Source organism: Campylobacter sp. BCW_4341 (assembly GCF_001764255.1).
GTDB classification, from domain to species: Bacteria; Campylobacterota; Campylobacteria; order Campylobacterales; family Campylobacteraceae; genus Campylobacter_D; species Campylobacter_D jejuni.
Map to the genome: position 1 here is coordinate 61,389 of NZ_MKAH01000005.1, position 24,528 is coordinate 85,916.

Consider the following 24,528-nt stretch of genomic DNA (forward strand, 5'->3'; position numbering starts at 1 on the left):
AATTTAAGATCTTTAAGCAAAAACACTGCAATTTTTAGCCATAATTACAAATTATTTATAAAAAAATATATTAAAATATAAGGATAATGTAATGACAAATCAGCAAATTGATGGAATTGCGGATAAGAATTTTAACACACCTAAAGGTAGGAAAGTTTTTAAAAAGGCAGTTTTTTCTTGCTGGTTGGGAACTGCTATGGAATATGCAGATTTTGCACTTTATGGTTTAGCAGCTGCAACAATTTTTTCAGAAGTGTTTTTTCCTGAGCAAACTCCAGTAATTGCACTTTTGCTTAGTTTTGTAACTTATGGCATAGGTTTTATTGCAAGACCTATTGGGGCTTTGTTTTTTGGCTATTTAGGCGATAAACATGGAAGAAAAAATGTTATGATGGCTACAATAGCTTTAATGGGAATTTCAACTACTCTTATAGGTTTTATCCCAAGCTATGCAGTAATTGGTGTTTGGGCGCCTATTTGTTTGGTTATATTACGTTTTATACAGGGTTTTGGTGCAGGAGCTGAACTTTCAGGTGGAACAGTTATGCTTGGAGAATATGCTCCTAGCAAGAGAAGAGGGCTTGTTTCTTCTGTGATTGCTTTAGGATCAAATAGCGGAACTTTGCTTGCGTCTTTTGTATGGCTTTTGATGGTACAAATGGATGAAGCAAGTTTTAAAGAATGGGGCTGGAGAGTTCCTTTTATGGGAAGTATTTTAATCGCTCTTTTTGCTGTATATATTCGTTTTCATGTCAAAGAAACCCCTGTTTTTGAAAAGCAAAAAAATGAAATGATGAAATTGCGTCTTAATAACGAAAAGCATATGAAAAAAGATGAAAGAAGTTTTTGGCAAAGAAGTCGTGCTTTTTGGACTATGGTGGGTTTAAGAATAGGTGAAAATGGACCTTCTTATCTTGCACAAGGTTTTATTGTAGGCTATGTGACTAAAATTTTACTTTTAGACAAATCAGTTGCCACTACAGCGGTGATGATAGCTTCATTGGTGGGTTTTTTGATTATTCCTTTGGCAGGTTATTTAAGTGATAGATTTGGAAGACGTATTACTTATAGAATGTTTTGTTTGCTTTTGATGATTTATGCTTTTCCTGCTTTTATGCTTTTAGATAGTAAAAATGAAATTATTGTGATTTTAACTATTATTGTAGGTATGTCTTTAGCATCTTTAGGGATTTTTGGTGTACAAGCGGCTTGGGGTGTAGAACTTTTTGGGGTAAAAAACCGTTATACAAAAATGGCTTTTGCTAAGGAGCTAGGTTCTATTCTTTCAGGAGGAACAGCGCCTATGGTGGCTTCTGCTTTGCTTGCGTATTATGGCACTTGGTGGCCTATTGCGACATATTTTGTATTAACTGCAGGTATAGGTTTTGTGACTACATTTTTTGCGCCAGAAACTAGAGGCAGGGATTTAAATAAAATAGAAGATGCGATATGAGACTTATCTTAGACACGGACATAGGCAATGCTATTGCAGGAGCAAATACTGATGATGGTTTAGCACTTGCTTTGATTTTGTCATCTAAAGAAATCAAACTTGAAATGCTAAGCACAGTTTGCGGTAATGTTCCAAGCCTTGTTGCCTATAGTGTGGCTAAGGATTTATTTAAACGTTTAAATTTAAATATCCCCGTTTATTTGGGAGCGAATGAAGCCCTAAAAGAACCAAGTAAAGCTTGGCGTCAAAGACTTGATGAAAGTGTTAAAAATTTTAAACTTGAATATCTTTGGGAAAATATAAAAAGTCCTGAAATTTTAGAAAATATAAATCCTGATGCGATTTTTAAAATGGGTGAGTTGGTGAGTAAAAATCCTAAAGAAATTTCTATTTGTGCGATAGGACCTTTGACAAATATCGCTATGACTATGAAAATTTTTAAAGATTTTGATATAAATCTTAAAGAGCTTTTTATTATGGGCGGCAGTTTTGATATGCCTTATTACACTAAAGATACAAATTTTGGTTTTGATCCTGAGGCGGCTAGTATAGTGCTAAATTCAAGAGCTAAAATTACACTCGTACCTTATAATGCAACCATGCAGACTTTATTAACACACGAGGATTTAAAAGAGTTGCAAGGTAAGAATATTTTATGTGATTTTATCGTTGAAACTTTAGGTGTTTGGATTGATTATGCCTCTAAAACACGTGGTACAAAGGGAACTTGGATACATGATGCTTTAACGATAGCTTACGCATTAGATTCTAGTATTGCAGATTTTGATGAGTGTTATGCTGATGTTATTTGCGATAGTTCTTTGGCAAGAGGTATGAGTTGGCGTTGTTTTAAAGAACCAAAAATGAGTATGGGGGTGGATTTAAGCACTAAAAATTGTGTTAAAATTCTAAAAAATGTAGACAATGCAAAGCTTTTAAAACTTATAAAAGAGAAGTTTTTAAAAGGAGTTTGCTATGAAAATTATGAAAGCATAACGACTTAATTTTCCAAGTAAGATAAAAAATATAGTTTTTAAAAAAGAATATTTCGCAAAACCAAGTCCCAAGGCAAAAAGATCTCCTACTAAAGGTAAAAAAGTAAAAAAAGCAAATATACTTCCAAATTTAGCAAAATTAGCATTGAAATTTTCTAATTTTTTTAAGGATTTGCTAAAGTATTTTTCTAAAATTTTTTCTTTTCCAAAATACGCTAAAGCATAAGTACTTAAACTTCCTAAGGTATTACCCAAAGTGGCTATGATAAGTACCAAATTCGGATTAAAATCAAGTTTTATAAAGCCTAAAACAAAGGCTTCACTTGCTAAGGGTAATAGTGTGCTTGAAAGAAAACACACCATGAAAAGCCCCAAATAGCTAATATCATTATATAAAAAATCAAACATTAAAACTCTTTTTTACGCATTAAAATAAACAAAATAAAAAGATGGATAGGAAATAAAAAAGATTTGATAATTTCAAAATACAAATTTAAAATTCCAAGATCTAATCTTAAAAAAATAGCACCTATAATGATAAAAATAAAATAAATTTTGAAAAGATGGCTTTGAAAAAATTTATCTAAAAGAAATATATAAATAAAAGAAAGAATAAAAGCTAAATAAATGAAAAATTGCCATAAGTTAGCGTTTTCTAGATGAAAATACATATCAATACAACAAACAAACATTATATAAATAAAACAAAAAGCCAAAGGAAATATCAATTTTTCTTTTCTAAAAATAAAAAAATAAAATAAATGTATAAAACAAAATAAAATTAGCAGTAAAAAAGTTAAAATAGAATTTAAAAAACGCAAATTTTCTCTTAGATGATAAAGCTTTTGATCAGCTAAATTTAGCATTTGAAGGTTTTGCGGTGGTAATTCATAAAGGCTATAATCAATGGTTAAATAGTGATTAAAAACAAAAACTAAGGTGATTTGACTTAGGCTTAAAAAGATAACAAATAAAATACTATAGTTAAATATTTTCTTTTTCATTGGATAAAAGCTTTAAATTTGGGATAAATTTGATATTTTGGTTTTTACTAAGTGCGAAAGCAAATAGGGCGTAATAAATGACAAACAATAAGCCTGTAAAGAAAAAAAACATAAACAAAGTTATGGCTAAAGCAAGTGAAGGCTTGCTATGAATTAAAAAAAGCATAAATATAAAAACAATTATCAAAATCATACTTTTAAAAATAAAACATAAGAGAAAATAAATTTGATTTTTACATAAAGCTCTTAGTGTTTTAAAAAATATAAAAGTACAAAAAATGGCTACTATAAGACATAAAAAAGAAAAGCTATATAGAGCAATACGCGTCTGACTGAGAGGATAAGCACTCATAATAAGAATTAAGTTAAACAAAGCGATAAATTGAGTGCTTGCAGCTATAAAAAAACTTATCAACAAAACTTTACTTTTACTTGTAAAATAAAGTTTTAAAATCATAATTGAATAAGAAATTAAAAAAATCACACAAAAAATTATAGTTAAAATGTTAGCGATAGAATCAAAATTATACAATTTTAAATCATAGATAAAATCAAGAACGATAGGTAAAAAATAAAAACAAATTGAAAGTAAAAAACTTATAAAAACTATCCAAGCAAACTTTTTAACGCTTTTAAAATCATTTTGTCTTCGAATTTCAAACATTTGATGAAAGTTTAAATTTGACACTTTTCTTCTTTAAAATATTTCAATCTAGCTTTTTTAAAATTTTATACCTTTCAAAGGCATAAGCAAAACTCAAAAAATGCAAAGTAAGGAAAAGAAATAAAAGGCTTAATTTATAGATAAATATAAAAGATAAAAATGCCAAAAGCATGCACAAAAATGCAAATAAAAAAGACATTTTCACTTCTTTAAAAAGCAAAGCAAGGGTAAGTGAAAATAAAAAATAAAAAACGAAAAATAAAGCTAAAAGCCCTAAAAATAAAATTTTATTTTCCAAAAGAAAAAAAGATGCACCAAGGTTTATAATGGCAAGCAAAAAATAAATTAAAATCTTATTAGAAGAAAATAAAAAATGAATTCTGACCACCATAAAAATAAAAGCAAGAACTATGTAAATACAAGAAAAGAAGCATAAAAATATACCGCCAATATAAAGAATTTCGTTCCCAGCTTCATATGAACTCGTCACCCCTTCATAAGAAAAAAAGTAATAAAAATTATATAAAGCACAGAAAAATATATAAACACTTAATCTTTTAATCTTAAAAAATGCAATTTTTTGTTCGTGTGTCATTTCAACTCCTTGCGTTTTTAAGCTCTAGATCTAAATAATATCCTGTATAGGATTTTGTTTTCTTATGCTCTTTAGCGACTTTTTCCACGCTTCCTGTGCTTATAACTTTTCCACCTTTAACTCCGCCTTCAGGCCCCATATCGATGATATAATCAGCATTTTTAATCACATCTAAATTATGTTCTATCACAAAAACAGAATTTTTAAGATCAACTAAATGTTGTAAAACTAAGATGAGTTTATTGACATCTTCAAAATGCAGTCCTGTTGTAGGTTCATCAAGTATATAAAGCGTTTTTCCTGTATCGCTACGGCTTAGTTCTTTAGCAAGTTTGATTCTTTGTGCTTCACCTCCACTTAAGGTGGTGGCATTTTGTCCTAGAGTTAGATAATCTAAACCCACTTTTACTAGAGTATCTAATTTTTGTTTGATTTTAGGAACGGCTGTAAAAAATTCACTCGCTTCTAAAACACTCATATTTAAAATTTCACTGATATTTTTGCCTTTATATTTGATTTCTAGCGTGGCATCATTGTAGCGTTTGCCCTCGCAAGTATCACAAACTACCATAACATCAGGTAAAAAATGCATTTCTATTTTGATTTCTCCATCTCCGCTACATTTCTCACATCTTCCACCCTTGACATTAAAAGAAAAGCGTCCAGCTTTATAACCACGCATTTTGGCTTCTTTAGTGGCGGCAAAAAGATTTCTGATTTCATCCATAGCACCTGTATAGGTGGCAGGATTTGAACGTGGTGTGCGCCCAATTGGGCTTTGATCAAGATAAATGACTTTATCAAGTTTTTCAAGTCCTTCTATTTGTACTCCGCCAAGTTTTTTAACTTTTTTCACACGGTTTAATTCCTCTTGTGCAAAAGGAAGTAGGGTTTGAAGTATCAAAGAGCTTTTTCCAGAACCTGAAACTCCTGTTATAGCGACTAAATTTTGCAAAGGAAATTTTACGCTTAAATCTTGGATATTGTTAATATTTACATTTTTAAGCTCAAGCCATTCTTTCTGTGTTCTGTTTTGAAGTTGCGAAATTTGTTTTTTACCATTCATATAAAGTGCAGTTTCGCTTTTGCTTTTTAAAAGTTCTTTATAAGTTCCACTAAATACAACCTCACCCCCAAATTTTCCTGCTTTTGGACCAATATCTACAATAAAATCTGCTTCTTCTATGGTCATTTTATCATGCTCTACGACAATTAGGGTATTGCCCTTTTGTTGTAAATTTCTTAAAGTTTTAATCAGTTTTGCAGTATCTCTTTCATGAAGTCCTATGCTAGGCTCATCTAAGACATACATCACTCCGCTTAAACCACTGCCAATTTGTGAAGCTATGCGGATTCTTTGTGCTTCACCCCCACTAATCGTTCTTGCATCGCGCCCTAAAGAAAGATAACCTAGCCCCACATCATACAAGAAAAACAATCTTTCGTTGATTTCTTTTAGGATAGGTTTAGAAATAAGTTTTTGTTGCTCGCTTAAATAAGAAAAATTTTTCTCATCTGCAAAAAAGGCCGTACTATCTTCTATGCTCATATCTAAAATTTCACCCAAGCTTTTTTTGGCTACTTTCACGGCTAAACTTTCGGGTTTTAAACGATGCCCACCGCAGTCTTTACAAATTTTTTCACTCATATATTCAGCTAAATCTTTTTCATCTTTTAGCATTTCATAAGCCATTTTAACCACGCCTTCAAAAGTGCGTTTTAGACGATTTCTTTTCCAAAGAAATTCTATAGTTTTGGCATTACCATACAATACAAGGCGTTTTTGCTCTTCGCTTAATTGCATAAAAGGTATTTTGATAGGAATTTCATTTTGTTCGCAAAAGGCGATTAGGAATTTATAATAATAACTTTTGTTAAAACCATACATGATTTTAACAGCACCATTTTCGAGGCTTAAATTTTCATCGATGATTTTTTTCATATCTAAAGTATAACGAATTCCAAGTCCATCACAAGCTTCACATGCTCCTTTTGGAGAATTAAAAGAAAAGCTTAAAGGTTCAAGTGGAACAAAGGAAATTTTACAATCAAAACAAGCTGAATGCTCGCTAAAATGATAGTGTTTATTAAGATTTATTTCTTCATGATTTAAAACTTCTATTTCTATTTCTCCAAAGCTTTCTTGTAAGCCTTTTTCTATATCGCTTGCAAGGCGAGAAAGTAAATCTTCTTGAATTTCAAGTCTATCTATGACAAGTTTAATGGTGTGTTTTTTGGTTTTAGCCAGTTCAATTTCTTCATCAAGTCTTACTAAAACTCCATCAATTTGAGCTCTTACATAGCCTTTGTTGCGCAAATTTTCAAGTAAATCTGCATAAGTTCCTTTTTTTTCTCGTATGAGTGGGGCGTAGATGATGATTTTTGCACCTTTTGGAAATTTTAAAATTTCACTGACTATATCACTTGCACTCATAGATGAGATTTTTTGTCCACATTGATGACAATGTTGAATGCCAACTCTTGCATATAAAAGTCTTAGATAATCATAAATTTCAGTGATGGTTCCCACGGTCGAGCGTGGATTTTTAGAAGTAGTTTTTTGATCTATAGCAATGGCTGGAGTTAAACCTTCGATTTTATCGACATCAGGTTTGCCTACCTTATCTAAAAATTGTCTGGCATAAGCACTTAAACTTTCTATATAACGGCGTTGTCCTTCAGCATAAAGAGTGCCAAAAGCAAGGGTTGATTTTCCACTTCCACTCAGTCCTGTAAAAACAATGAGTTTGTTTTTGGGAATTTCAAGGTGGATATTTTTTAGGTTATTTTCTCTTGCACCAATGATTTTGATGGTATCGTTCATAGTCTTTCCTAAACATTAAAATAAATTTAAGATTTTAGCATAATAATATTAAAAGAACTTGGATAAATCCAAGTTAAAAATTTATAAGATTTAGCTTATTAAGCAAAGAGTGGGTGGTTCCAAGTATTGATAAGGCATATACGCAAAGTAAAATTTTTCTATGAGCTGAAATATGCATTTTTTCTATGATTTTAATTCCTATAAAAACTCCAACCATAGAAGCTATACCTACTAGTATTCCTTTATGAATAACTTCAGAGTCTATAACTCCAGAATTTGAAAAAGATATAATACCAGAGACTGAAGCAAAAATAACAAAAAACAAGGATAAGGAAACAACTTTTTTACTATCATAGCCTAAAAAATAAGCTAAAATTGGAGCAATTAAAAGTCCACCACCAATTCCCAAAGAAATAGCAAAAATACCAGTAAAAGCTCCAGCAATAAATAAAATGATATTCTTTACCCAAACGCTTCTTTGATTTTGCACAATGTTTTCTTTAATTCCAAAAGCATATTTGATAAAAAATATACAACTTACCGCCAAAAATACGCTAGTAAGAGCTACATCGCTTAAAGCTTTTAAAAGCATTCCGCTAAAGCTTGCCCCTATGAGCCCTCCAAAACCTATCATAATACCATCTTTAAGATTTAGATTTTTTTTCTTATAATTAATATAAGAGCCAAAAACTGCTGCAAAAATCATTTGCAATACTGAAATTCCGATAGCATGGTGAGCACTTGCTCCAAGTGCGAACATAGAAGGAACGATAATCATACCTCCACCAATGCCAAAAAGTCCAGAAGCAATACCTGAAATGATTCCTATGATTAGATAAGGTAAATCTGTGATTTCCATAGCTTTTCCTAAAAAATATTAAATATTTCAAATACGGAATAATTTTATCTTATTAAGCTAAGTATTATCTTAGTTTTTTATAACAATAGAATATTTTTTTGGTAACTTTAAGCATCGTAAAAATGTTTCAAAATATTATAAAATATAAAGATTTTATAATATTTATTTTAAATTTAAAGCAAATTTTATATTTATTGATTAAAATTAATTTAGACTTTAAAAATTTTCATAAAAGTCTTAATTTTTGAAATATTTTATAAGAAAGGTAAAAGATGAGTGAAAATGGTTTTTTTAGTAGTTCTTTGATTTTAAAACTTACACATACTCTTCGCTCTTGGCGTTTCTAAACTTCTTTTTATCTAAATTTTTTCTTTAATGTTATTTTAATTTATTTTAATTTTTAAAAAGGTTTATTATGTTTGTTAAAAATGTAAATTTTTATTACAGACAAATCCTTGAAAAATTTGAAAATTCTTATTTTGCAGAGGATTTGACTAAGGTAATTATAGGGATTGATTGTGATTATTTAGATGCTAATGAATTATCCTTTAGCGAGTTTAAGGCAAAATATTATGAAGCTTTAAGCAAGAATAAAATTTGCGATTTTGCTGGATTTTTTGGAGTTTTTAGTGCAAATTTTGTATCTTTGTTTGAAAAAATTCCACTTTCTTCTAAGAAAAATTATGATTTTCCTTTATTTTTATTCGCCAATGCTAAAGCTTATTTGATTTATGAGAAAAATAGTAAGATGTTTTTTAAATTTGGCGCTTCAAAATATTTTGAATATTTAAAAGATGATATTGAGCCAATAAAAACGAAACAAAAAAATGATTTTGAAATTTTAAACTCTTTAGAAGATGAAAAAAATGATTTTTTAAAAATGTGTGAAAAAGCTAAAGAATATCTTTTAAGTGGAGATATTTTTCAAGTGGTCTTAAGTAAGCAACTTTGTATCAAGCATCAAGTAAATGCTTTTGATTATTATGAGAGTTTAAGTGTTTTAAATCCAAGCGCTTATATGTTTTATTTTCCAAGTAAATATGGTGTTGTTTTGGGTTCTTCTCCAGAGTTTTTATTAAAAATTAAAAAAAGAGAGATTTATTTAGCCCCTATTGCTGGAACTAGAAATTTGGAAAATAACTGCGATCTTTTGGCTTTAGAAAAAGATCTTTTAAGTGATGAAAAAGAACTTAGTGAACATAAGATGCTTGTAGATTTAGCAAGAAATGATGCTTCTAAATTTGGCACTCAAACAAGGGTGGAAAATCTTTTTTCTATTATTAAAAATAAATTTGTCATGCATATAGTGAGTGAAGTGTATGCCAATATGAAAGAAGATGCGAGTATTTTCGATGTGATTGAAGCAGTTTTTCCAGCGGGAACTTTAAGCGGAGCTCCTAAAATAAGAGCTTTAGAGATCATTAGTGAGCTTGAAGATTGCGATCGTGGAATTTATGGTGGTGCGGTAGGATTTTTAAATTTTAACGAAGACATAACTTTAGCGATTTTAATTCGTTGCGCTTTTTTTACTCAAGATAAGGCTTATTTGGCAAGTGGGGCGGGTATTGTTTTGCAAAGTGAGAGTCAAAAAGAATATGCAGAAATTCGTGCTAAACGCAAGGCGCTTTTGGTAGCTTTTGAAAATTTAAAAAAGGAAAATCAATGATACTTTTAATTGATAATTATGATTCTTTTGTTTTTAATGTTAAAAGCATGTTAGAGCAACTCAGCAATGATGAAATTTTAGTAAGAAGAAATGATGAAATTTCTCTGAGTGAAATTAAAAATTTAAATCCTACTCATATTATTTTAAGTCCTGGTCCAAAGCATCCAAGTCAAAGTGGGATTTGTCTTGAAATTTTTAAAGCAAGGCTTAATATCCCTGTTTTGGGCATTTGCTTAGGACATCAAGCTTTAGCTTTAGCTTTTGATTCTTTAGTGGTTAAGATGCAAGAGCCTATGCATGCAAAAAATTCTTTGATAAAACAATGCAAGGAAAATGAATTATTTTCTAATTTGCCTTCAAATTTTAGCGTGATGCGTTATCATTCTTTGGAGGTTAAACAGCTTAGTGATGATCTTGAAATTTTAGCCTTTGATGAAAAGGGTGTGATTATGGCTTTGGGGCATAAAAATTTACCTTATTATGGTGTGCAATTTCACCCTGAAAGCTATTTTGGTGAATATGGCTTACAACTTTTTTCTAATTTTTTAAAACAAGATATAAAAAAATCACAAAAACAAGAAAATCCTTTAAGTTTTTATTTGCAAAAAATGAGTGAAAATCATTTTTTACAAAGTGATGATTTTGAGCAAATTTGTAAGATTATTATGTCTAAAGATTATGAAATTTTGCAAGTAGCAGCTTTGTTGATTTTAATCACGGAAAAGTCCTTAAATGAAAAATCTTTAAGTGCTTTTGTAAGACAAATTTTAAGATATTCTCAAACTTTTAGTGATGAGAGTGAGATGATTGATATTTGTGGAACAGGTGGAGATGGTTTTAAAAGTATCAATGTTTCTACGACTAGTGCTTTTATTTTAGCAGCTTTAGGGGTAAAAGTAGCCAAACACGGAAATCGCGCCATTTCAAGTTCTAGTGGAAGTACAGATGTGTTAGAAGCTTTAAACATAGCTACTCCAAATACTTTAGAATCAGCTTTAAAACAACTAAATAATCAAGGGCTTAGTTTTTTACATGCTCCATTTTTCCATCCTTTAGTAGGAGAGCTTAAAGAGATCAGAACAAGACTTGGAGTAAGAACGGTTTTTAATGTTTTAGGTCCTTTATTGCACCCTAATTTAAAGTTAAAATATCAACTTATGGGAAATTATCACGCACCTGTACATAGGCTTTTGATAGAGGTTTTAAAAAATTTAGGACGCAAAAAAGCTTTAGTGGTAAGAGGAAATGATGGTATGGATGAGCTTAGTATTTGTGATGAAAGCAAAATTTATGAGCTTTGCGAAGGAGAAATTTTAGAGTATTCTATATGTCCTGAACAATTTGGTTTTAAAAGAGCTTTTCATAGTGAAATCATAGGGTCTAGCACATATGAAAACGCTAAAGATTTAAAAGATATTTTAAGTGGTAAAATGCAAGGGGCAAAATTTGATTTGGTGATTTTAAATGCAATGTTTGCACTTTATACAGCCAATAAAGCAAGTTCGCCTTTAGCGGCTAAAGATATGATTTTAGAAGCCATTTATTCAGGTAAAGTTATAGAGTATTTTAAGGAGTATCAAGCTTATGCTAAAGCTTAAAATTTGTGGCATTAAAGATGAAAAAAATGCTAAAGATTTAGCTTTTTTAAATATTGATTTTTTTGGACTTATTTTTGCTAAAAGTCCAAGAAGAGTGAGTTTAGAACAAGCAAGAAATTTAAGTGCAATTTTTCATGAAAAAGATAAAAAAGTTGTCGGTGTTTTTGTAGATGAAAATTTGGAACAAATTTTAAGATGTATTCAAGAAGTTAAGCTTGATGGAGTACAAATTTATCGCACTATTACCAAAGAAGAATTTGAAATTTTAAAGGTGCAAAATGTTTTTGTATGGCAGGTGATAAGTGTGGAAGATAGTTTAGATTTAAAAAGTGAAATTTTTGCTGATTTAGTGCTTTTTGATGCTAAGGGAATTTTAAAGGGCGGTAATGGAATAAGTTTTAATTGGACTTTATTAAGTTCTTATACTAAAGATTTTGTATTAGCTGGAGGCATAGGTTTGGATAATATTCATAAGGCCGTAAAAACAGGAGCTAAAATTTTAGATCTTAATTCGAAGCTTGAAGATGAAAAAGGCTTAAAAGATATCAACAAAATAAAACAAATTTTAAAGGAGCTGAAAAAATGAAAAAAGCATATTATGGGGATTTTGGTGGGCAGTTTTTGCCTGAAAGTGCAATGTTTGCTTTAAATGAGCTAGAAAGTGCTTTTTTGAAATTTTCTAAAGATAAACTCTTTAAAAAAGAATTAAACGAGCTTTTAAAAACTTATGTAGGGCGTCCTACTCCGCTTTATTTTGCTAGAAATTTAAGCAAAAAATATCAGCATGAAATTTATTTAAAACGCGAGGATTTAAATCATACTGGAGCACATAAAATCAATAATGCCATCGCTCAAGCCCTTTTAGCAAAAAAAATGGGAAAGAAAAAAATCATAGCAGAAACAGGAGCAGGTCAACACGGACTTGCAACAGCCACTGCAGCAGCACTTTTAGGACTTGAATGTGAAATTTATATGGGGGCAACTGATATACAAAGACAGGCTTTAAATGTTTATAAAATGGAGCTTTTGGGTGCTAAAATTCATGCAGTACAAAGTGGGCTTAAAACTCTAAAAGAAGCTACTACTGCAGCTATTCAAGCTTGGGTTGGAGATATTAAAAATATTTTTTATGTGGTTGGAAGTGCGGTAGGTCCTTATCCTTATCCTAAAATGGTAACGCATTTTCAAAGCATTATAGGAAAAGAATGCAAAATGCAACTTCAAAAACTCAATAAAAAAGTAGATTATATTATCGCAGCTGTTGGGGGTGGAAGCAATGCAGCTGGGATTTTTTATGATTTTATCAAAGATGAAAATGTTAAACTTATAGGTATTGAAGCAGGGGGGCTTGGCATCGATACACCTTATCATGCAGCGACTTTAAATAAGGGAAAAACAGGCATTATTCACGGTATGAAAACCAAGGTTTTACAAGATGATTTAGGCAATATCTTGCCTGTGCATAGTGTTTCTGCAGGGCTTGATTATCCAGGAATTGGCCCTTTGCATGCTTTTTTATTTGAAAGTAAAAGAGCGCAATATCATGCTATAAGTGATGAAGAATGTATGCAAGCTTTAAAATTACTTTGCAAAGAGGAAGGTATTATTGCAGCGATTGAAAGTTCGCATGCTTTAGCGTTTTTAGAAAAACTTTGTCCAACTTTAAAAAAGAAAAGCGTGATAGTAGTAAATCTTTCAGGTAGGGGAGATAAGGATATGCAAATGATTAGAGATTATAAAAAAGGGGTGATTTATGGTTGATTTTAGAAAATTTTATAAAGAAAATGCAAATGTGGCTTATACGGTTTTAGGTTATCCAAATCTTCAAACAAGTGAAGCTTTTTTGCAAAGATTGGATCAAAGCCCTATTGATATTTTAGAACTTGGTGTTGCTTATAGTGATCCTATTGCCGATGGTGAGATTATTGCAGATGCGGCAAAAATAGCTCTTGATCAAGGTGTAGATATTTACAATGTTTTTGAGCTTTTAGCTAGGGTAAAAACTAAAAAAGCTTTGGTTTTTATGGTTTATTATAATTTAATTTTTTCTTATGGTTTGGAAAAATTTGTGAAAAAAGCAAAATCTTTAGGGATTTGTGCTTTGATTATACCTGAATTAAGTTTTGAAGAAAGTGATGATTTAATTAAAGAGTGTGAAAAATATAATATAGCTTTAATTACACTTGTAAGTGTTACAACCCCTAAAGAAAGGGTTAAAAAGTTAGTAAAACATGCTAAAGGTTTTATTTATTTATTAGCAAGCATAGGTATTACAGGTACTAAAAGTGTCGAAGAAGCAGTCTTACAAGATAAAGTAAAAGAAATCAGATCTTTTACAAATTTGCCTATTTTTGTAGGTTTTGGCATTCAAAATAATCAAGATGTAAAAAGAATGAGAAAAGTTGCTGATGGAGTGATTGTGGGAACTAGCATAGTAAAGTGTTTTAAACAAGGAAATTTGGATATAATAATGAAAGATATTGAAGAAATTTTCAAAAAATAAAATTTTAAAACATATTTTTATTTTATATTTACTATAATTTTAAATTAAGTTTTTTATAAAGGTGGTAGCTATGTTAAAGATTCTTGAGTATTCCATCACTCATTTTTGCGAGCATATCTTAAGACTTCGCATTGAAGCAGCTCAAGATATAAGCGGTGAACTTTATGGAGCGAGTATTCCTATCATGGGCAAAAGCGAAGGAGAATGTAATTTTTATTTATTTTTTCCAAAAGAATTTTTAAAAAAAATTGCAGAAATTTTAATTAATGATGAAAAATTTAAAGAAGATGACTGGTGCGATTTAACTAAAGAATGTGCCAATCAGATTATAGGTTATGCTAAAAATTTGTTAAATGATGCTAAGGGTGATGACGAGTATAAACTTGGAATTCCCGAATATTTAGGAAAAGTTGATTTTTCTGAAATAGTTCTAGATGAAGCTTTAACTTATAAATTTGAAAATTGTTATTTTAGAATAGGATATTGCAAATAATGAGCGATGATATAGAGTTTAACATTCATCATGGGCTTTTACAATCTTATGAAGATATCTTAGATATTACAGTAGATTTTGTAAGCGAGCTCGGAACTACAAATATGAGTGTAGCAGAGCTTTTAAAACTTGAAGTAGGTTCGGTTATTGATCTTGAAAAGCCTGCTGGAGAAAGCGTTGAGCTTTATATCAATAAAAGAATTTTTGGCAAAGGCGAGGTTATGGTTTATGAAAAAAATCTCGCTATAAGAATTAATGAAATTTTGGATTCTAAGACTGTGCTTCAATACTTTAAAAAAGAAATTTAAATGAGATTACTAGTATTATTTTTTTTAATTTTACCTTTATATAGTGTTGAGCTGATTAGTTATAATATCTACGATAGAAATGATCGAGTAGATTTAATGCTTTCTTTTGATAATGCTTATAATGGCAATATTTCTCAAAAAAAAGAAAAAAATTTAACTCTTTTAACTTTTAGTGATTTAACGTATTCTAAAGATGAATTAAAAGAACTTAACTCTCAACTTGTAGATAAAATTAGTATTAGTTCTAAAAATAATAATACCTATATTATGCTACAAAACAAACAAAATATTAATTTAGAACTTAGCTCTATCAATGATAAATTTGGAGTAAGGATACGAGCTATAGAGCAAGGGAAAGCAAATATCGAATCTGCACCTACAACAACTGCGAATAATTCTCAAGAATTAATGCCTAAACCAAAAAGTACAAGTTTAGAAGGGTATGATTATACAAATTATATCTTAGTAATGCTAATTTTAGTTATTTTGTTAATAGTACTTTGGTGGTTTAAAAAGACTATGGTTTATAAAAATAACAATGTTTCTAGAGATTTTACTATGATTTTCCAAAGATTTTTAGATAAAAATAATCAACTTGTTGTTTTTGATCACGCTAATAAACGTTATACAATGATAATAGGTAATTCCAATGTGCTTTTAGAAAGTATTGAAATTCCAGAGGAACAAACAATAAAACATACAGAAAAAACAGAGAAAAATTTTGATTCTTTTTTTGAAGAGAATAAAAAAAGAATTCAAAATCTTATAGAGCAGCGTCAAAAAGGTAAAAAATCTTAAATTTTTTGATTGATTGCTAATGCTATGGTAGCTGGTTTTGCAATTTTTTTGAGCTCATCTTTGGGTAAATTAAGAATTTTGTTTTCTTGATATATATAAAGAGTATTGTTTGCAAAGGCAAAATCAATCTTATCTTCATTTGCGCTTAAAGTTTTAGCTAGGCACAAAATAAAATTAAGCCATGAAATGGTATGAATATTGGGTAAAAGTTGCTTATAGGGTTCAAGATTATAAGGATTAACTTTTTTTCCATTAAGCTTAATAATGCTAGCAATTAAAGCTTTTTCTTTATGTGAAAATCCATAATTTAATCCACCTAGTACAAAATGAGCAGAATGTTCATTAGCAAAATAGAAATTTAAATATTCTCCAATATGGCATAATTTAGCAGCATTTAGTAAAGTATGCTTATAGTTATCGTTAAGTTTATGAAGATTTTTAAGGGTTGTAAAAATTTGCAGAGCAAAATGTGGAGTTTTATTTTTTTGTTTTGATTGTAAAAATTTATCTTGCAAACATTTTAAACTAGGATTGAAATTTGGTGGAAATGTGATTTTAGGACGAAGTAAATCTTGCAAATAAATTCCTTCTCTGATTCCAACCCCACTCGTGATAACTTGTTTGGCTTTTATTTTTTCCGCAATCTTTAAAAAAATAAATATACCCTCTTTAATGGTATCAAAACGATCCTTTTTTATGCCAAAATTGATTAAAGAGTCTAAGTTTGAATTAAAAATTTTTAAAATATGTCCTTTTTCTTCATCTAGCATATAGCGAAAATCATGTAAATTTTTCAGTGGATAGGAATTTTTTTGCATGATGGAATTAGATATTGCTCTTAAGCTTCCACCTATTGCAATAAGGTTTTGATTGCAAAATTCTTTAGGAATTTGTTCTAAAATTGGTTTTATAAATTCTTCTAAAGAATCCATTTTTCCAGTATCATAGAACAATTCTTTTAGCCTAACAGTGCCAATATCAAGAGATATGCAAGAAATAATTCTATTATTTTTTATTAAACACAATTCACTAGAACCACCACCTATGTCTAAAGTGGTTCCATCCTTAAAAGGACTTAATAAATTTAGAGCTGCAAGACCACCTAAGTAACTTTCGCTTTTTCCATCTATACAGCGTATATTTAAAGACAGATTATCTTTGATTCTTTTAATGAAATTTTTTGAATTTGGGGCATCTCTTAAGGCTGATGTGCCTACTATAAATATTTTTTTGCACTTATGCTTTAAAGCGCATTGTTTGAAAAAAGCTAAGGCATCTTCGGCTCTTTGCATGGCTTCTTCTTGGAGAATTTTGCCATTATTATAAGCATTTTCTCCAAGTCTTACTTTGCGTTTGTATTCGCAAGTTGTATAAAAACCATATCTAGAAGTTTTTTCAAAAATCACCATTCTAATGGAGTTTGAGCCAAGATCAACAACGGCTGTTTTTTTTGCCATTAAAATTCTCTATCTCTATGTTTGAGTTTTAATTCTTCTATAGTTTCTACATTATCAGGATCAGGAATGATACATTCATATGGGCAAGCAACAATACAGGCAGGCTCTGAAAAATCATTAACGCACTCTGAACAAAGATCAGGGTCTATTACATAAATTGGACTATTTTCATAAATAGCTTCATCAGGACATTCTTCTCTGCAAGCATCACAACATACGCAGTCTTTTGTAATTAAAAGAGACATCATAACCTTTCAAAAATTTAAAAAATAATTTTAGTTTATACAATAACCAAACTTAAATAAAATATAAAAATAGAAATAAAGATAAATTTTTTGCACCGAAGGTGCAAAATTGTTAAGATTTTTTAGGGAAGCAGAAACGGTATCCTCTACGACGAACTGTTTCTATGGTAGATATATTTAATGGTTTATCCATTTTTTGACGAATTTGATTGATAGCTACTTCGATAACATTTGGAGTTACTAGCTCAGGTTCTTCCCAGATGGCATCTAAAAGTTGTTCTTTGGATACAATTTGATCCGAATGTCTTGCTAAGTGCGTTAAAACTTCAAAAGGTTTTCCTTTAAGTTCTATATCTTGACCTTTATAAGTAATTTTTTCCTCATCTGGATCAATAACTAAGTCTTCAATTTTAATAACATTGGTTCCGCCAAGTCTTAGTCTTGCTTCAATTCTTGCGAGTAGAATATCAAAATCTAAAGGTTTTTTAACAAAATCATCAGCTCCAGCTTTCAAAGCTTTGATTTCTGTTTCTTTGTCTGTTTTTGAAGACATAATCATAACTGAAGTTCTTGGAGATTTATGTTTAATGGTATTAACAAGTTCTGCTCCATCTCCATCAGGTAAAGTCCAGTTTGCTAAAACTAAATCATAATGTCTAATGCCGATAAAGTATTCTCCATCTTTAAAATTTTCAGAAGAATCGGTTTGATAACCAAATTCATTAAGATTGTCTATAATTGTTTTATTTAGGCTAATCTCATCTTCTATAACTAAAATTCTCATTTGTTCTATCCTTATTAAGAAAAATTTAAAGAATTATATCATAGCTTAAGTAAATGTTTAGATATCTTTAAAAAAAAATTAATATTTTTTTTTCAATTTAACCCCAACTGTAGCATTTTTTATTATATGGGGTTTGAAAATTTTTATGTTAAGATTGGTTAAATTAGGAAAATCTTTTTTTAAATTTAAGCTTACAAAGTCTAAAGACTCTTCAAGGGTGTAAAATTCTTCTTTTTTATACCATTTTTTAATTTTGGTAATTACCTCTGCATAATTTAAAAATTCATTTGCTTTAGCTTTAAGTTTGATAATAATTTTTTGTTTTTTTCTTCTTTCGAAATCTAATATACCAATGATACACTTAAAGTGAAATTTTATTTTTATATGACTTTGCATTCTTCTTTAAAAATCAATCTTTTAATATTAGGTAGATGTTTATATATTATAATAAAAGCGATAATGAAAACGGGTGCATGTGTATGAATTTCTAAGTCATAATTAAATATAAAAGAACTTATAACAAAAGCAAGTAACGCTGCTAAAGAAGCTAGCGAAGATATTTTAAAAATTTTTCCAATAACTACCCACACAATAAATGCTGTAAGCACTTCCAATGGAAGTAAAACTATCATAGCGCCTGCTCCTGTTGCTATGCCTTTCCCTCCTTCAAATAACAAGTAAATTGAAAAACAGTGTCCAAAAATAGCCAAAACTGCGACGCTCCAAAGCAAAGCTTGATCATAATGAAGAAATTTCAAGATTAGTAAAGGAATAGCTGCTTTTGCAAAATCTAAAATTATTGTAGCAATGGCAAGTTTTTTTGCTAGTTTGGGATTTTTTTCTTTTACTACTCTTAAAACATTGGTTGCCCCTATACTTTTTGAACCTTCTTTTTTGATATCAGTTTTAGCAAAAAATTTAGCTAGGATTAGCCCAAAAGGGATTGAACCTAAAAGATATATAAAAGCGTAAATTATTAAATTTTCCATAATATCCTTTTCAAATCATCTTAAAATTTTAAGATTTATAACTAAAAATTATATCTTATCAAAATAAATAAACAAAAAATAATTTTTAAGATAAAAATAGTATTAATTAATTATAAACATTTTTTAATAATATTTATTTTTATTTAAGCTCTAAATGATTATTATTTTATTTTAATTTATCTTTAATAGGAGTTTGTAAATGAAAGTAAAATCATTGCTAATCGCATCCTTAGTTGCTTTTTCAAGCTTAAATGCTGCAAGTCTTATAGATGAAGCTAAAAATTCAGGTCTTGTTGCCTTACCAAAAGATCAAAAAGGCGTTGATGAAATTTTGAAACAAAATGGAGTAAAGGCTAGTGAATTTACTCTTGAAAAAGCAGAGCTTGGTAAAAAGCTTTATTTTGAACCACGCCTTTCAAAAAGTGGTATCATTTCTTGTAATACCTGTCATAATGTAGGACTTGGTGGAATAGATGGAATCAGTGCTGCAATAGGTCATAAATGGACAGCAAATCCCCATCATTTAAATTCACCAACAGTTTATAATGCAGTTTTAAATAGTACTCAATTTTGGGATGGTCGTGCAGGTACTCTAGCTGATCAAGCTAAAGGTCCAATCCAAGCTGATCCTGAAATGGCAACTCCTGCTAAACTTGCAGTAGAAAAAATTTCATCTTTGCCTGAATATGTGAGTGAGTTTAAAAAAATCTATGGTAAAAGCGGTGTAAATTTTGACAATATTGCTGATGCAATTGCAAATTTTGAAAGAACTTTGATCACTCCATCTCGTTTTGATAAATTTTTAGAAGGCGATGAAAAAGCTTTAACAAAAGAAGAGCAACAAGGTTTAAAACTTTTTATAGATAAAGGTTGTGTAGCTTGTCATAATGGTGTGAATTTAGGTGGCAATATGCAAGCGTTCGAAGTTGCTGGTAAATATAAATTTGCAAATTTAGGCGATTTTAAAGGTGATGCAAATGGCATGGTAAAAACTCCAACTTTAAGAAATGTTGCTGAAACTGCTCCATATTTTCATAATGGCGCTATTTGGAATCTAAAAGATGCTATTAAGGAAATGGGTAGTGTGCAACTTGGCATTAAAATTTCTGATAAAGAAGCAAAAAGTATTGAAACTTTCTTAAAATCTTTAACAGGAACAAAACCAGCAATTGTTTATCCACAACTTCCTATTTCTACTGAAAGAACTCCTAAACCTGAACTATAAGGTTCTAAACAAGCTCTATTTTTAGAGCTTGTTTAAATTTCTTTATCTTAGCTTTGTTATAATTGTCTTTAAATTTTTGCTAGAAAGGTTTGCAATGAAACTTTTTGGAACCGATGGAGTTCGTGGAAAAGCGGGTGAATTTTTAGATAGTTTTTTGGCTATGCGTTTAGCAATGGCTGCGGGTATTTATTTTAAAGATAAAAGTATTACTAATAATATCTTAGTAGGAAAAGATACAAGAAGAAGTGGCTATATGATAGAAAATGCTATTGTTTCAGGGCTTACTTCTATAGGATATAATGTTATACAAATTGGTCCTATGCCAACTCCTGCGATTGCATTCTTAACTGAAGATATGCGTTGTGATGCAGGGATTATGATTTCAGCTTCTCACAATCCTTATTATGACAATGGTATTAAATTTTTTGATGCTCATGGAAATAAACTCAGTGAAGATATAGAGAAAAAAATAGAAGAAATTTATTTTGATGATAAGCTTATACAAGCCTCTAAGGTAGATATGGAAAAAATTGGTCAAGCAAAAAGAATTGATGATGTTATAGGAAGATATATTGTTTCTATTAAAAATTCTTTTCCAAAAGATCTTACTTTAAAGTCTTTGCGTGTGGTTTTAGATGTGGCTCATGGGGCAGCTTATAAGGTAGCACCTACTGTTTTTAAGGAATTAGGCGCTGAAGTTATAGTAATGAGCGATAAACCTAATGGACTTAATATCAATGAAAATTGTGGAGCTTTGCATCCTGCAAACTTAGCTGCTGAGGTAAAGCGTTTGCGTGCAGATGTAGGCTTTGCTTTTGATGGTGATGCAGATCGTTTGGTGGTTGTAGATGAAAAAGGCGAAGTGGCTAATGGAGATAGTTTATTAGGGGTTTTAGCACTTTATCTTAAAGAACAAGGTAAATTACAATCAAGTGTTGTAGTCACTATAATGAGTAATGGTGCTTTAAAAGAATTTTTAAATAAACATGGTATAGAACTTGTTACTTGTAATGTGGGCGATAAATATGTGCTTGAAAAATTAAAAGCTAATGGTGGAAATTTTGGTGGAGAGCAAAGTGGGCATATTATTTTTAGTAATTATGCAAAAACTGGAGATGGTTTGATAGCTGCTTTGCAATTTAGTGCTTTAATGCTTTCTAAGAAAAAATCTGCAAGCTCTATTTTGGGTCAAGTCAAACCTTATCCTCAGCTTTTAACCAATCTTAAAATTGCAGAAAAAAAAGATTTAGATAAAATTAAAGGTTTAAAAGAATTAAAAAAAGATTTAGAAAATAAAAATATTAATACCTTATTTCGCTATTCTGGAACAGAAAATTTGATAAGACTTTTGCTAGAAGCTAAAGATATTAAGCTCTTAGAAAAAGAAATGAAAAATGTTGTGGAGTTTTTTAAGAAAGCTTTAAATGGCTAAAACTTTTAAATTTATTTTTTATTTTTGGGGTGTCTTTGTTTTGGTTTTTGCCCTTGATCAATGGGTAAAATCCTTAACTTTAGCAGGACTTAGATGGCAGAGTGAATACTTAGATTTAACTTATGCTCTAAATACAGGCGTAGCTTTTTCAATGTTGAGTTTTTTAGAACATAATTTAAAATATTTACATCTTGCTTTAATTGGCGTGCTTTTTATTTATCTTTTTTGGCAAAAAACACTTTTAAAAACTCATAATATAGCTTTTGGAATGATGCTTGGTGCTGGTGTTTCAAATTTATTGGATCGTTTTATACATGGAGGTGTAGTGGATATGTTTTTTTGGCATAAATGGTTTAATTTTGCTATTTTTAATGTTGCAGATGTCATGATAAATATAAGTGTGGCTTTGATTTTAATACAAGAAATATTTAAAAAAAGGAAAAAAGATGACAGAATGGATTAATGATTATTATTTTTGGATTAAATGGGTGCATTATTTGGCATTTGTTTCTTGGATGGCGGGTCTTTTTTATTTACCTCGTCTTTTTGTGTATCATGCTGAACATAAAGACAATAAAGGTTTTGTCGAGATTGTAAAAATTCAAGAAAGAAAACTTTATTTTTATATACAAACTCCTGCAATGATTGTGACTTTAATCACAGGAAGTTTAATGTTGCATGCTCATAAGGAAGTTTTAATGGTAGGTTCGGGTTTTATGCATGCTAAACTTGCCTGTGTTACACTTTTGATTATTTTCCATATACATAATTATTATTGTTTAAAAGCTTTAGCAAATGATACTTCTGCTAAAAGTGGGAAATATTTTAGAATTTATAATGAATTCCCAACTATAATGTTTATTATTATCGCTTTAATGATGGTTGTTCGCCCCTTTTAGTTTGTCTCCGCTTTAAATTCCATACTAGCGGAGTTAAGCGGATCAATATTTTCTTTCATGATATCGATATAATCTTTATTTTTAAGACGCTTATCATCTCTAAATACTGCACGCACAAGATCCATTCCTATGTAAAAATCTTTCATTAAAACCACAAAAAGATATTGACCAAATTCGGTTGCGATTAAAGCATTTTGATCTTTTATGATGGCACCACTTGTTTTAAGCCCTAAAAGTTCTATGAAAAGTTCTTTTTCGAGGTTGCAATTTAGAGTTTTATTAAATTTATCAATTTCTATTTTCCCTGAAAAAATTTCAGTTAAAAAGACATATTTGATAATCTCTTTTTTATCAAAACAAGCTTTGGCTATATTAGCATTTTGTTTTTCTTGTATAAATTTAGCATAATCATTTAGATTAAATGCATTAATTAAAAGCTCCCCATCTAAAAAGCTAAAAGCCCCGCTGCCTACTCCTAGGTATTCATGATGAGAACTGACATATTCGTCATTAAGCTTGTTTTTTTCTAAAGAAAAACTCCAACCATTGTTTTGGGTATAGTCTTTAAAAAATTCGCATATGATTTGATAATAAGTAAATTCATTATCTTTAATGCTCACTCCTAGACTTTTAGCGATATTATCTTTGGTAAGATTTGATTTCATTAAAGGATAGGTTGTGATTTGTTGTGGGGCTAAATTTGTAGCAATTTCTAAGTCATTTAAAAGTTGTTTTTCGCTTTGTCCTGGAAGATTGAAAATAAGATCTATACTAAAAATAGGTAAAATTCCTAAAGCTTTTGAAATTTTTTCTTGAAGTTCTTTAGATGAACCAAATTTATTATATCTTGCCACTTTTTTTAAAGTTTCATCATCAAAACTTTGAATTCCGCAACTTAAACGATCAATTATACCTTTAAACATAAAAAGCTTATTTGGATCAATATGATTTGGATCACTTTCGCATGAAATTTCTTTTATATTAAATAATTTTTTACAAAGTTCTAAGGTTTTTAATAATTCCTCTTCGTTAATCAGTGTTGTACCACCACCCACATACATGGAAGTAAAATCAAAACCTTTATCTTTCATGATTTTAATTTCTTCTCTAAGATTTTGAAAATACACTTTGGCTAAATTTTCATCATAATAATATTTATGAAAGCTACAATAAGGACAAAAAGTATGGCAAAAAGGTACATGGGCATAAAGCATATAGCTTTTGTCTTGTTTTGGAATTTTTTCTTCGGGTTGTTTTAAAAGTTCGACATTGAAACCTTTTTGGAGGGATTTTTCCATCATAGTATGAGAGTATTTTAAAGCTAAATTTTGAAATAAATTCATAAGTGGCCTATATATTAAAATATTTAAGATATAACTTTATCAATTTTTAGCTAAAATAGGAGTAAATTTTTTATTTCTTAAATAAAAAATGGGATTAAGTTTTTAAATTATTTAAAAAGGATATAAAATGGATAAAGCCAAAATTGTTCAAAATTTAAATGCTTTGTTTAAACAAAGAGCAGAGTTTTACTCTTATTTTGATGAAAATATTGCCAAAATCAATAATACTGAAGTATTTGATTTTAAGAATGCTAAAAATTTAAATCCAGAAGAGGTATATAGGCAATTTTATCATTTTGATTATGCTATAAGAAAATTATTGCCTGCTATTTACAAGGCTTATGAAATTACAGATGCAGATTTAGACAAAGATTTTTAATTTATTTAGAGAATA

General features: G+C 29.6%; 28 protein-coding genes. 16 read left to right on the top strand and 12 right to left on the bottom strand.

What is annotated here, in order from left to right; translation table 11 throughout:
* Window positions 1-91 precede the first annotated feature (91 nt).
* Together AJN70_RS00385 and AJN70_RS00390 are read left to right on the top strand one after the other, a co-directional pair.
* A complete protein-coding gene (locus tag AJN70_RS00385) occupies window positions 92-1,453 on the top strand; it encodes an MFS transporter (protein WP_070295319.1) in 1,362 nt (453 codons plus the stop codon).
* Window positions 1,450-2,457, top strand: a complete 1,008-nt coding sequence (locus AJN70_RS00390) for a nucleoside hydrolase (protein WP_002867757.1) — start codon at window positions 1,450-1,452, stop codon at window positions 2,455-2,457. The genes AJN70_RS00385 and AJN70_RS00390 overlap by 4 nt, the downstream gene beginning before the upstream one ends.
* Here AJN70_RS00390 and AJN70_RS00395 read toward each other — a convergent pair.
* The 6 genes from AJN70_RS00395 to AJN70_RS00420 all read right to left on the bottom strand — a co-directional run bounded on the left by AJN70_RS00395 (window position 2,413) and on the right by AJN70_RS00420 (window position 8,394).
* The gene (locus tag AJN70_RS00395) at window positions 2,413-2,856 is read right to left on the bottom strand and encodes a YqaA family protein (protein ID WP_002867758.1); all 444 of its coding nucleotides are present in this window, start codon (window positions 2,854-2,856) and stop codon (window positions 2,413-2,415) included. The two genes, AJN70_RS00390 and AJN70_RS00395, sit on opposite strands and share 45 nt — an antisense overlap.
* Window positions 2,856-3,452: a hypothetical protein gene (locus AJN70_RS00400; protein ID WP_070295320.1), complete on the bottom strand. Its 597-nt coding sequence runs from the start codon at window positions 3,450-3,452 to the stop codon at window positions 2,856-2,858. Before AJN70_RS00400 ends, AJN70_RS00395 begins: the two co-directional genes overlap by 1 nt.
* Window positions 3,433-4,140 carry a hypothetical protein gene (locus AJN70_RS00405; protein WP_002867759.1) on the bottom strand — a complete coding sequence of 236 codons (708 nt, stop codon included), beginning with the start codon at window positions 4,138-4,140 and terminating at the stop codon, window positions 3,433-3,435. Before AJN70_RS00405 ends, AJN70_RS00400 begins: the two co-directional genes overlap by 20 nt.
* 19 nt (window positions 4,141-4,159) lie before the next feature.
* Window positions 4,160-4,711, bottom strand: a complete 552-nt coding sequence (locus tag AJN70_RS00410; RefSeq protein ID WP_002867760.1) for a hypothetical protein — start codon at window positions 4,709-4,711, stop codon at window positions 4,160-4,162.
* A gap of 1 nt (window position 4,712) precedes the next feature.
* Entirely contained in the window at window positions 4,713-7,535 is a 2,823-nt protein-coding gene (uvrA, locus tag AJN70_RS00415) for an excinuclease ABC subunit UvrA (protein WP_070295321.1), read from the bottom strand.
* Between the two features lie 73 nt (window positions 7,536-7,608).
* On the bottom strand, window positions 7,609-8,394 hold the full coding sequence (locus AJN70_RS00420) for a sulfite exporter TauE/SafE family protein (RefSeq protein ID WP_044778483.1): 786 nt from the start codon (window positions 8,392-8,394) through the stop codon (window positions 7,609-7,611).
* A gap of 122 nt (window positions 8,395-8,516) precedes the next feature.
* On the opposite strand from AJN70_RS00420, the gene AJN70_RS00425 reads away from it, so the two are divergent.
* From AJN70_RS00425 to AJN70_RS00465, 9 genes are all read left to right on the top strand, one after another.
* On the top strand, window positions 8,517-8,642 hold the full coding sequence (locus tag AJN70_RS00425) for a hypothetical protein (protein ID WP_044778484.1): 126 nt from the start codon (window positions 8,517-8,519) through the stop codon (window positions 8,640-8,642).
* A gap of 167 nt (window positions 8,643-8,809) precedes the next feature.
* Window positions 8,810-10,060: an anthranilate synthase component I family protein gene (locus AJN70_RS00430; RefSeq protein WP_070278311.1), complete on the top strand. Its 1,251-nt coding sequence runs from the start codon at window positions 8,810-8,812 to the stop codon at window positions 10,058-10,060.
* Window positions 10,057-11,658, top strand: coding sequence for an anthranilate phosphoribosyltransferase (trpD, locus tag AJN70_RS00435; RefSeq protein ID WP_070295322.1), 1,602 nt, complete (start codon window positions 10,057-10,059; stop codon window positions 11,656-11,658). The genes AJN70_RS00430 and trpD overlap by 4 nt, the downstream gene beginning before the upstream one ends.
* Window positions 11,645-12,244: a phosphoribosylanthranilate isomerase gene (locus tag AJN70_RS00440; RefSeq protein ID WP_002854429.1), complete on the top strand. Its 600-nt coding sequence runs from the start codon at window positions 11,645-11,647 to the stop codon at window positions 12,242-12,244. The genes trpD and AJN70_RS00440 overlap by 14 nt, the downstream gene beginning before the upstream one ends.
* A complete protein-coding gene (gene trpB, locus AJN70_RS00445; RefSeq protein WP_070243294.1) occupies window positions 12,241-13,419 on the top strand; it encodes a tryptophan synthase subunit beta in 1,179 nt (392 codons plus the stop codon). Before AJN70_RS00440 ends, trpB begins: the two co-directional genes overlap by 4 nt.
* A complete protein-coding gene (trpA, locus tag AJN70_RS00450; protein ID WP_070233655.1) occupies window positions 13,412-14,161 on the top strand; it encodes a tryptophan synthase subunit alpha in 750 nt (249 codons plus the stop codon). The genes trpB and trpA overlap by 8 nt, the downstream gene beginning before the upstream one ends.
* Window positions 14,162-14,231: 70 nt before the next feature.
* Window positions 14,232-14,654 carry a chemotaxis protein CheX gene (locus AJN70_RS00455; protein ID WP_002854524.1) on the top strand — a complete coding sequence of 141 codons (423 nt, stop codon included), beginning with the start codon at window positions 14,232-14,234 and terminating at the stop codon, window positions 14,652-14,654.
* Window positions 14,654-14,962 carry a flagellar motor switch protein FliN gene (gene fliN / locus AJN70_RS00460; RefSeq protein WP_002824739.1) on the top strand — a complete coding sequence of 103 codons (309 nt, stop codon included), beginning with the start codon at window positions 14,654-14,656 and terminating at the stop codon, window positions 14,960-14,962. The genes AJN70_RS00455 and fliN overlap by 1 nt, the downstream gene beginning before the upstream one ends.
* Window positions 14,963-15,760 (top strand): hypothetical protein, encoded by a 798-nt coding sequence (locus AJN70_RS00465; RefSeq protein WP_070278307.1) that lies wholly within the window; start codon window positions 14,963-14,965, stop codon window positions 15,758-15,760.
* Here AJN70_RS00465 and AJN70_RS00470 read toward each other — a convergent pair.
* The 5 genes from AJN70_RS00470 to plsY form a co-directional block, all read right to left on the bottom strand.
* Entirely contained in the window at window positions 15,757-17,217 is a 1,461-nt protein-coding gene (locus tag AJN70_RS00470) for a Ppx/GppA phosphatase family protein (protein WP_070295323.1), read from the bottom strand. The two genes, AJN70_RS00465 and AJN70_RS00470, sit on opposite strands and share 4 nt — an antisense overlap.
* The gene (locus tag AJN70_RS00475) at window positions 17,217-17,462 is read right to left on the bottom strand and encodes a YfhL family 4Fe-4S dicluster ferredoxin (RefSeq protein WP_002854647.1); all 246 of its coding nucleotides are present in this window, start codon (window positions 17,460-17,462) and stop codon (window positions 17,217-17,219) included. Before AJN70_RS00475 ends, AJN70_RS00470 begins: the two co-directional genes overlap by 1 nt.
* A gap of 112 nt (window positions 17,463-17,574) precedes the next feature.
* Entirely contained in the window at window positions 17,575-18,246 is a 672-nt protein-coding gene (gene hsrA / locus AJN70_RS00480) for a homeostatic response regulator transcription factor HsrA (RefSeq protein WP_002857553.1), read from the bottom strand.
* Window positions 18,247-18,324: 78 nt separating this feature from the next.
* Window positions 18,325-18,642, bottom strand: coding sequence for a dihydroneopterin aldolase (locus tag AJN70_RS00485; RefSeq protein WP_002857609.1), 318 nt, complete (start codon window positions 18,640-18,642; stop codon window positions 18,325-18,327).
* Entirely contained in the window at window positions 18,627-19,235 is a 609-nt protein-coding gene (gene plsY, locus AJN70_RS00490) for a glycerol-3-phosphate 1-O-acyltransferase PlsY (protein WP_002857304.1), read from the bottom strand. The genes AJN70_RS00485 and plsY overlap by 16 nt, the downstream gene beginning before the upstream one ends.
* Before the next feature lie 199 nt (window positions 19,236-19,434).
* On the opposite strand from plsY, the gene AJN70_RS00495 reads away from it, so the two are divergent.
* The 4 genes from AJN70_RS00495 to hemJ all read left to right on the top strand — a co-directional run bounded on the left by AJN70_RS00495 (window position 19,435) and on the right by hemJ (window position 22,791).
* On the top strand, window positions 19,435-20,460 hold the full coding sequence (locus tag AJN70_RS00495) for a cytochrome-c peroxidase (RefSeq protein WP_002861123.1): 1,026 nt from the start codon (window positions 19,435-19,437) through the stop codon (window positions 20,458-20,460).
* A gap of 94 nt (window positions 20,461-20,554) precedes the next feature.
* Window positions 20,555-21,892, top strand: a complete 1,338-nt coding sequence (gene glmM / locus AJN70_RS00500; RefSeq protein WP_070295325.1) for a phosphoglucosamine mutase — start codon at window positions 20,555-20,557, stop codon at window positions 21,890-21,892.
* The gene (lspA, locus tag AJN70_RS00505) at window positions 21,885-22,355 is read left to right on the top strand and encodes a signal peptidase II (RefSeq protein ID WP_070233650.1); all 471 of its coding nucleotides are present in this window, start codon (window positions 21,885-21,887) and stop codon (window positions 22,353-22,355) included. Before glmM ends, lspA begins: the two co-directional genes overlap by 8 nt.
* Window positions 22,339-22,791, top strand: coding sequence for a protoporphyrinogen oxidase HemJ (gene hemJ, locus AJN70_RS00510; protein WP_070295327.1), 453 nt, complete (start codon window positions 22,339-22,341; stop codon window positions 22,789-22,791). The genes lspA and hemJ overlap by 17 nt, the downstream gene beginning before the upstream one ends.
* Here the strand turns inward: hemJ and AJN70_RS00515 are convergent.
* Window positions 22,788-24,134 (bottom strand): coproporphyrinogen III oxidase family protein, encoded by a 1,347-nt coding sequence (locus AJN70_RS00515; protein WP_070295328.1) that lies wholly within the window; start codon window positions 24,132-24,134, stop codon window positions 22,788-22,790. The genes hemJ and AJN70_RS00515 overlap by 4 nt on opposite strands.
* A gap of 127 nt (window positions 24,135-24,261) precedes the next feature.
* Here AJN70_RS00515 and cmeU point away from each other — a divergent pair, with 127 nt between their 5' ends.
* Entirely contained in the window at window positions 24,262-24,513 is a 252-nt protein-coding gene (gene cmeU / locus AJN70_RS00520; RefSeq protein WP_002861128.1) for a CmeU family protein, read from the top strand.
* Window positions 24,514-24,528 lie beyond the last annotated feature (15 nt).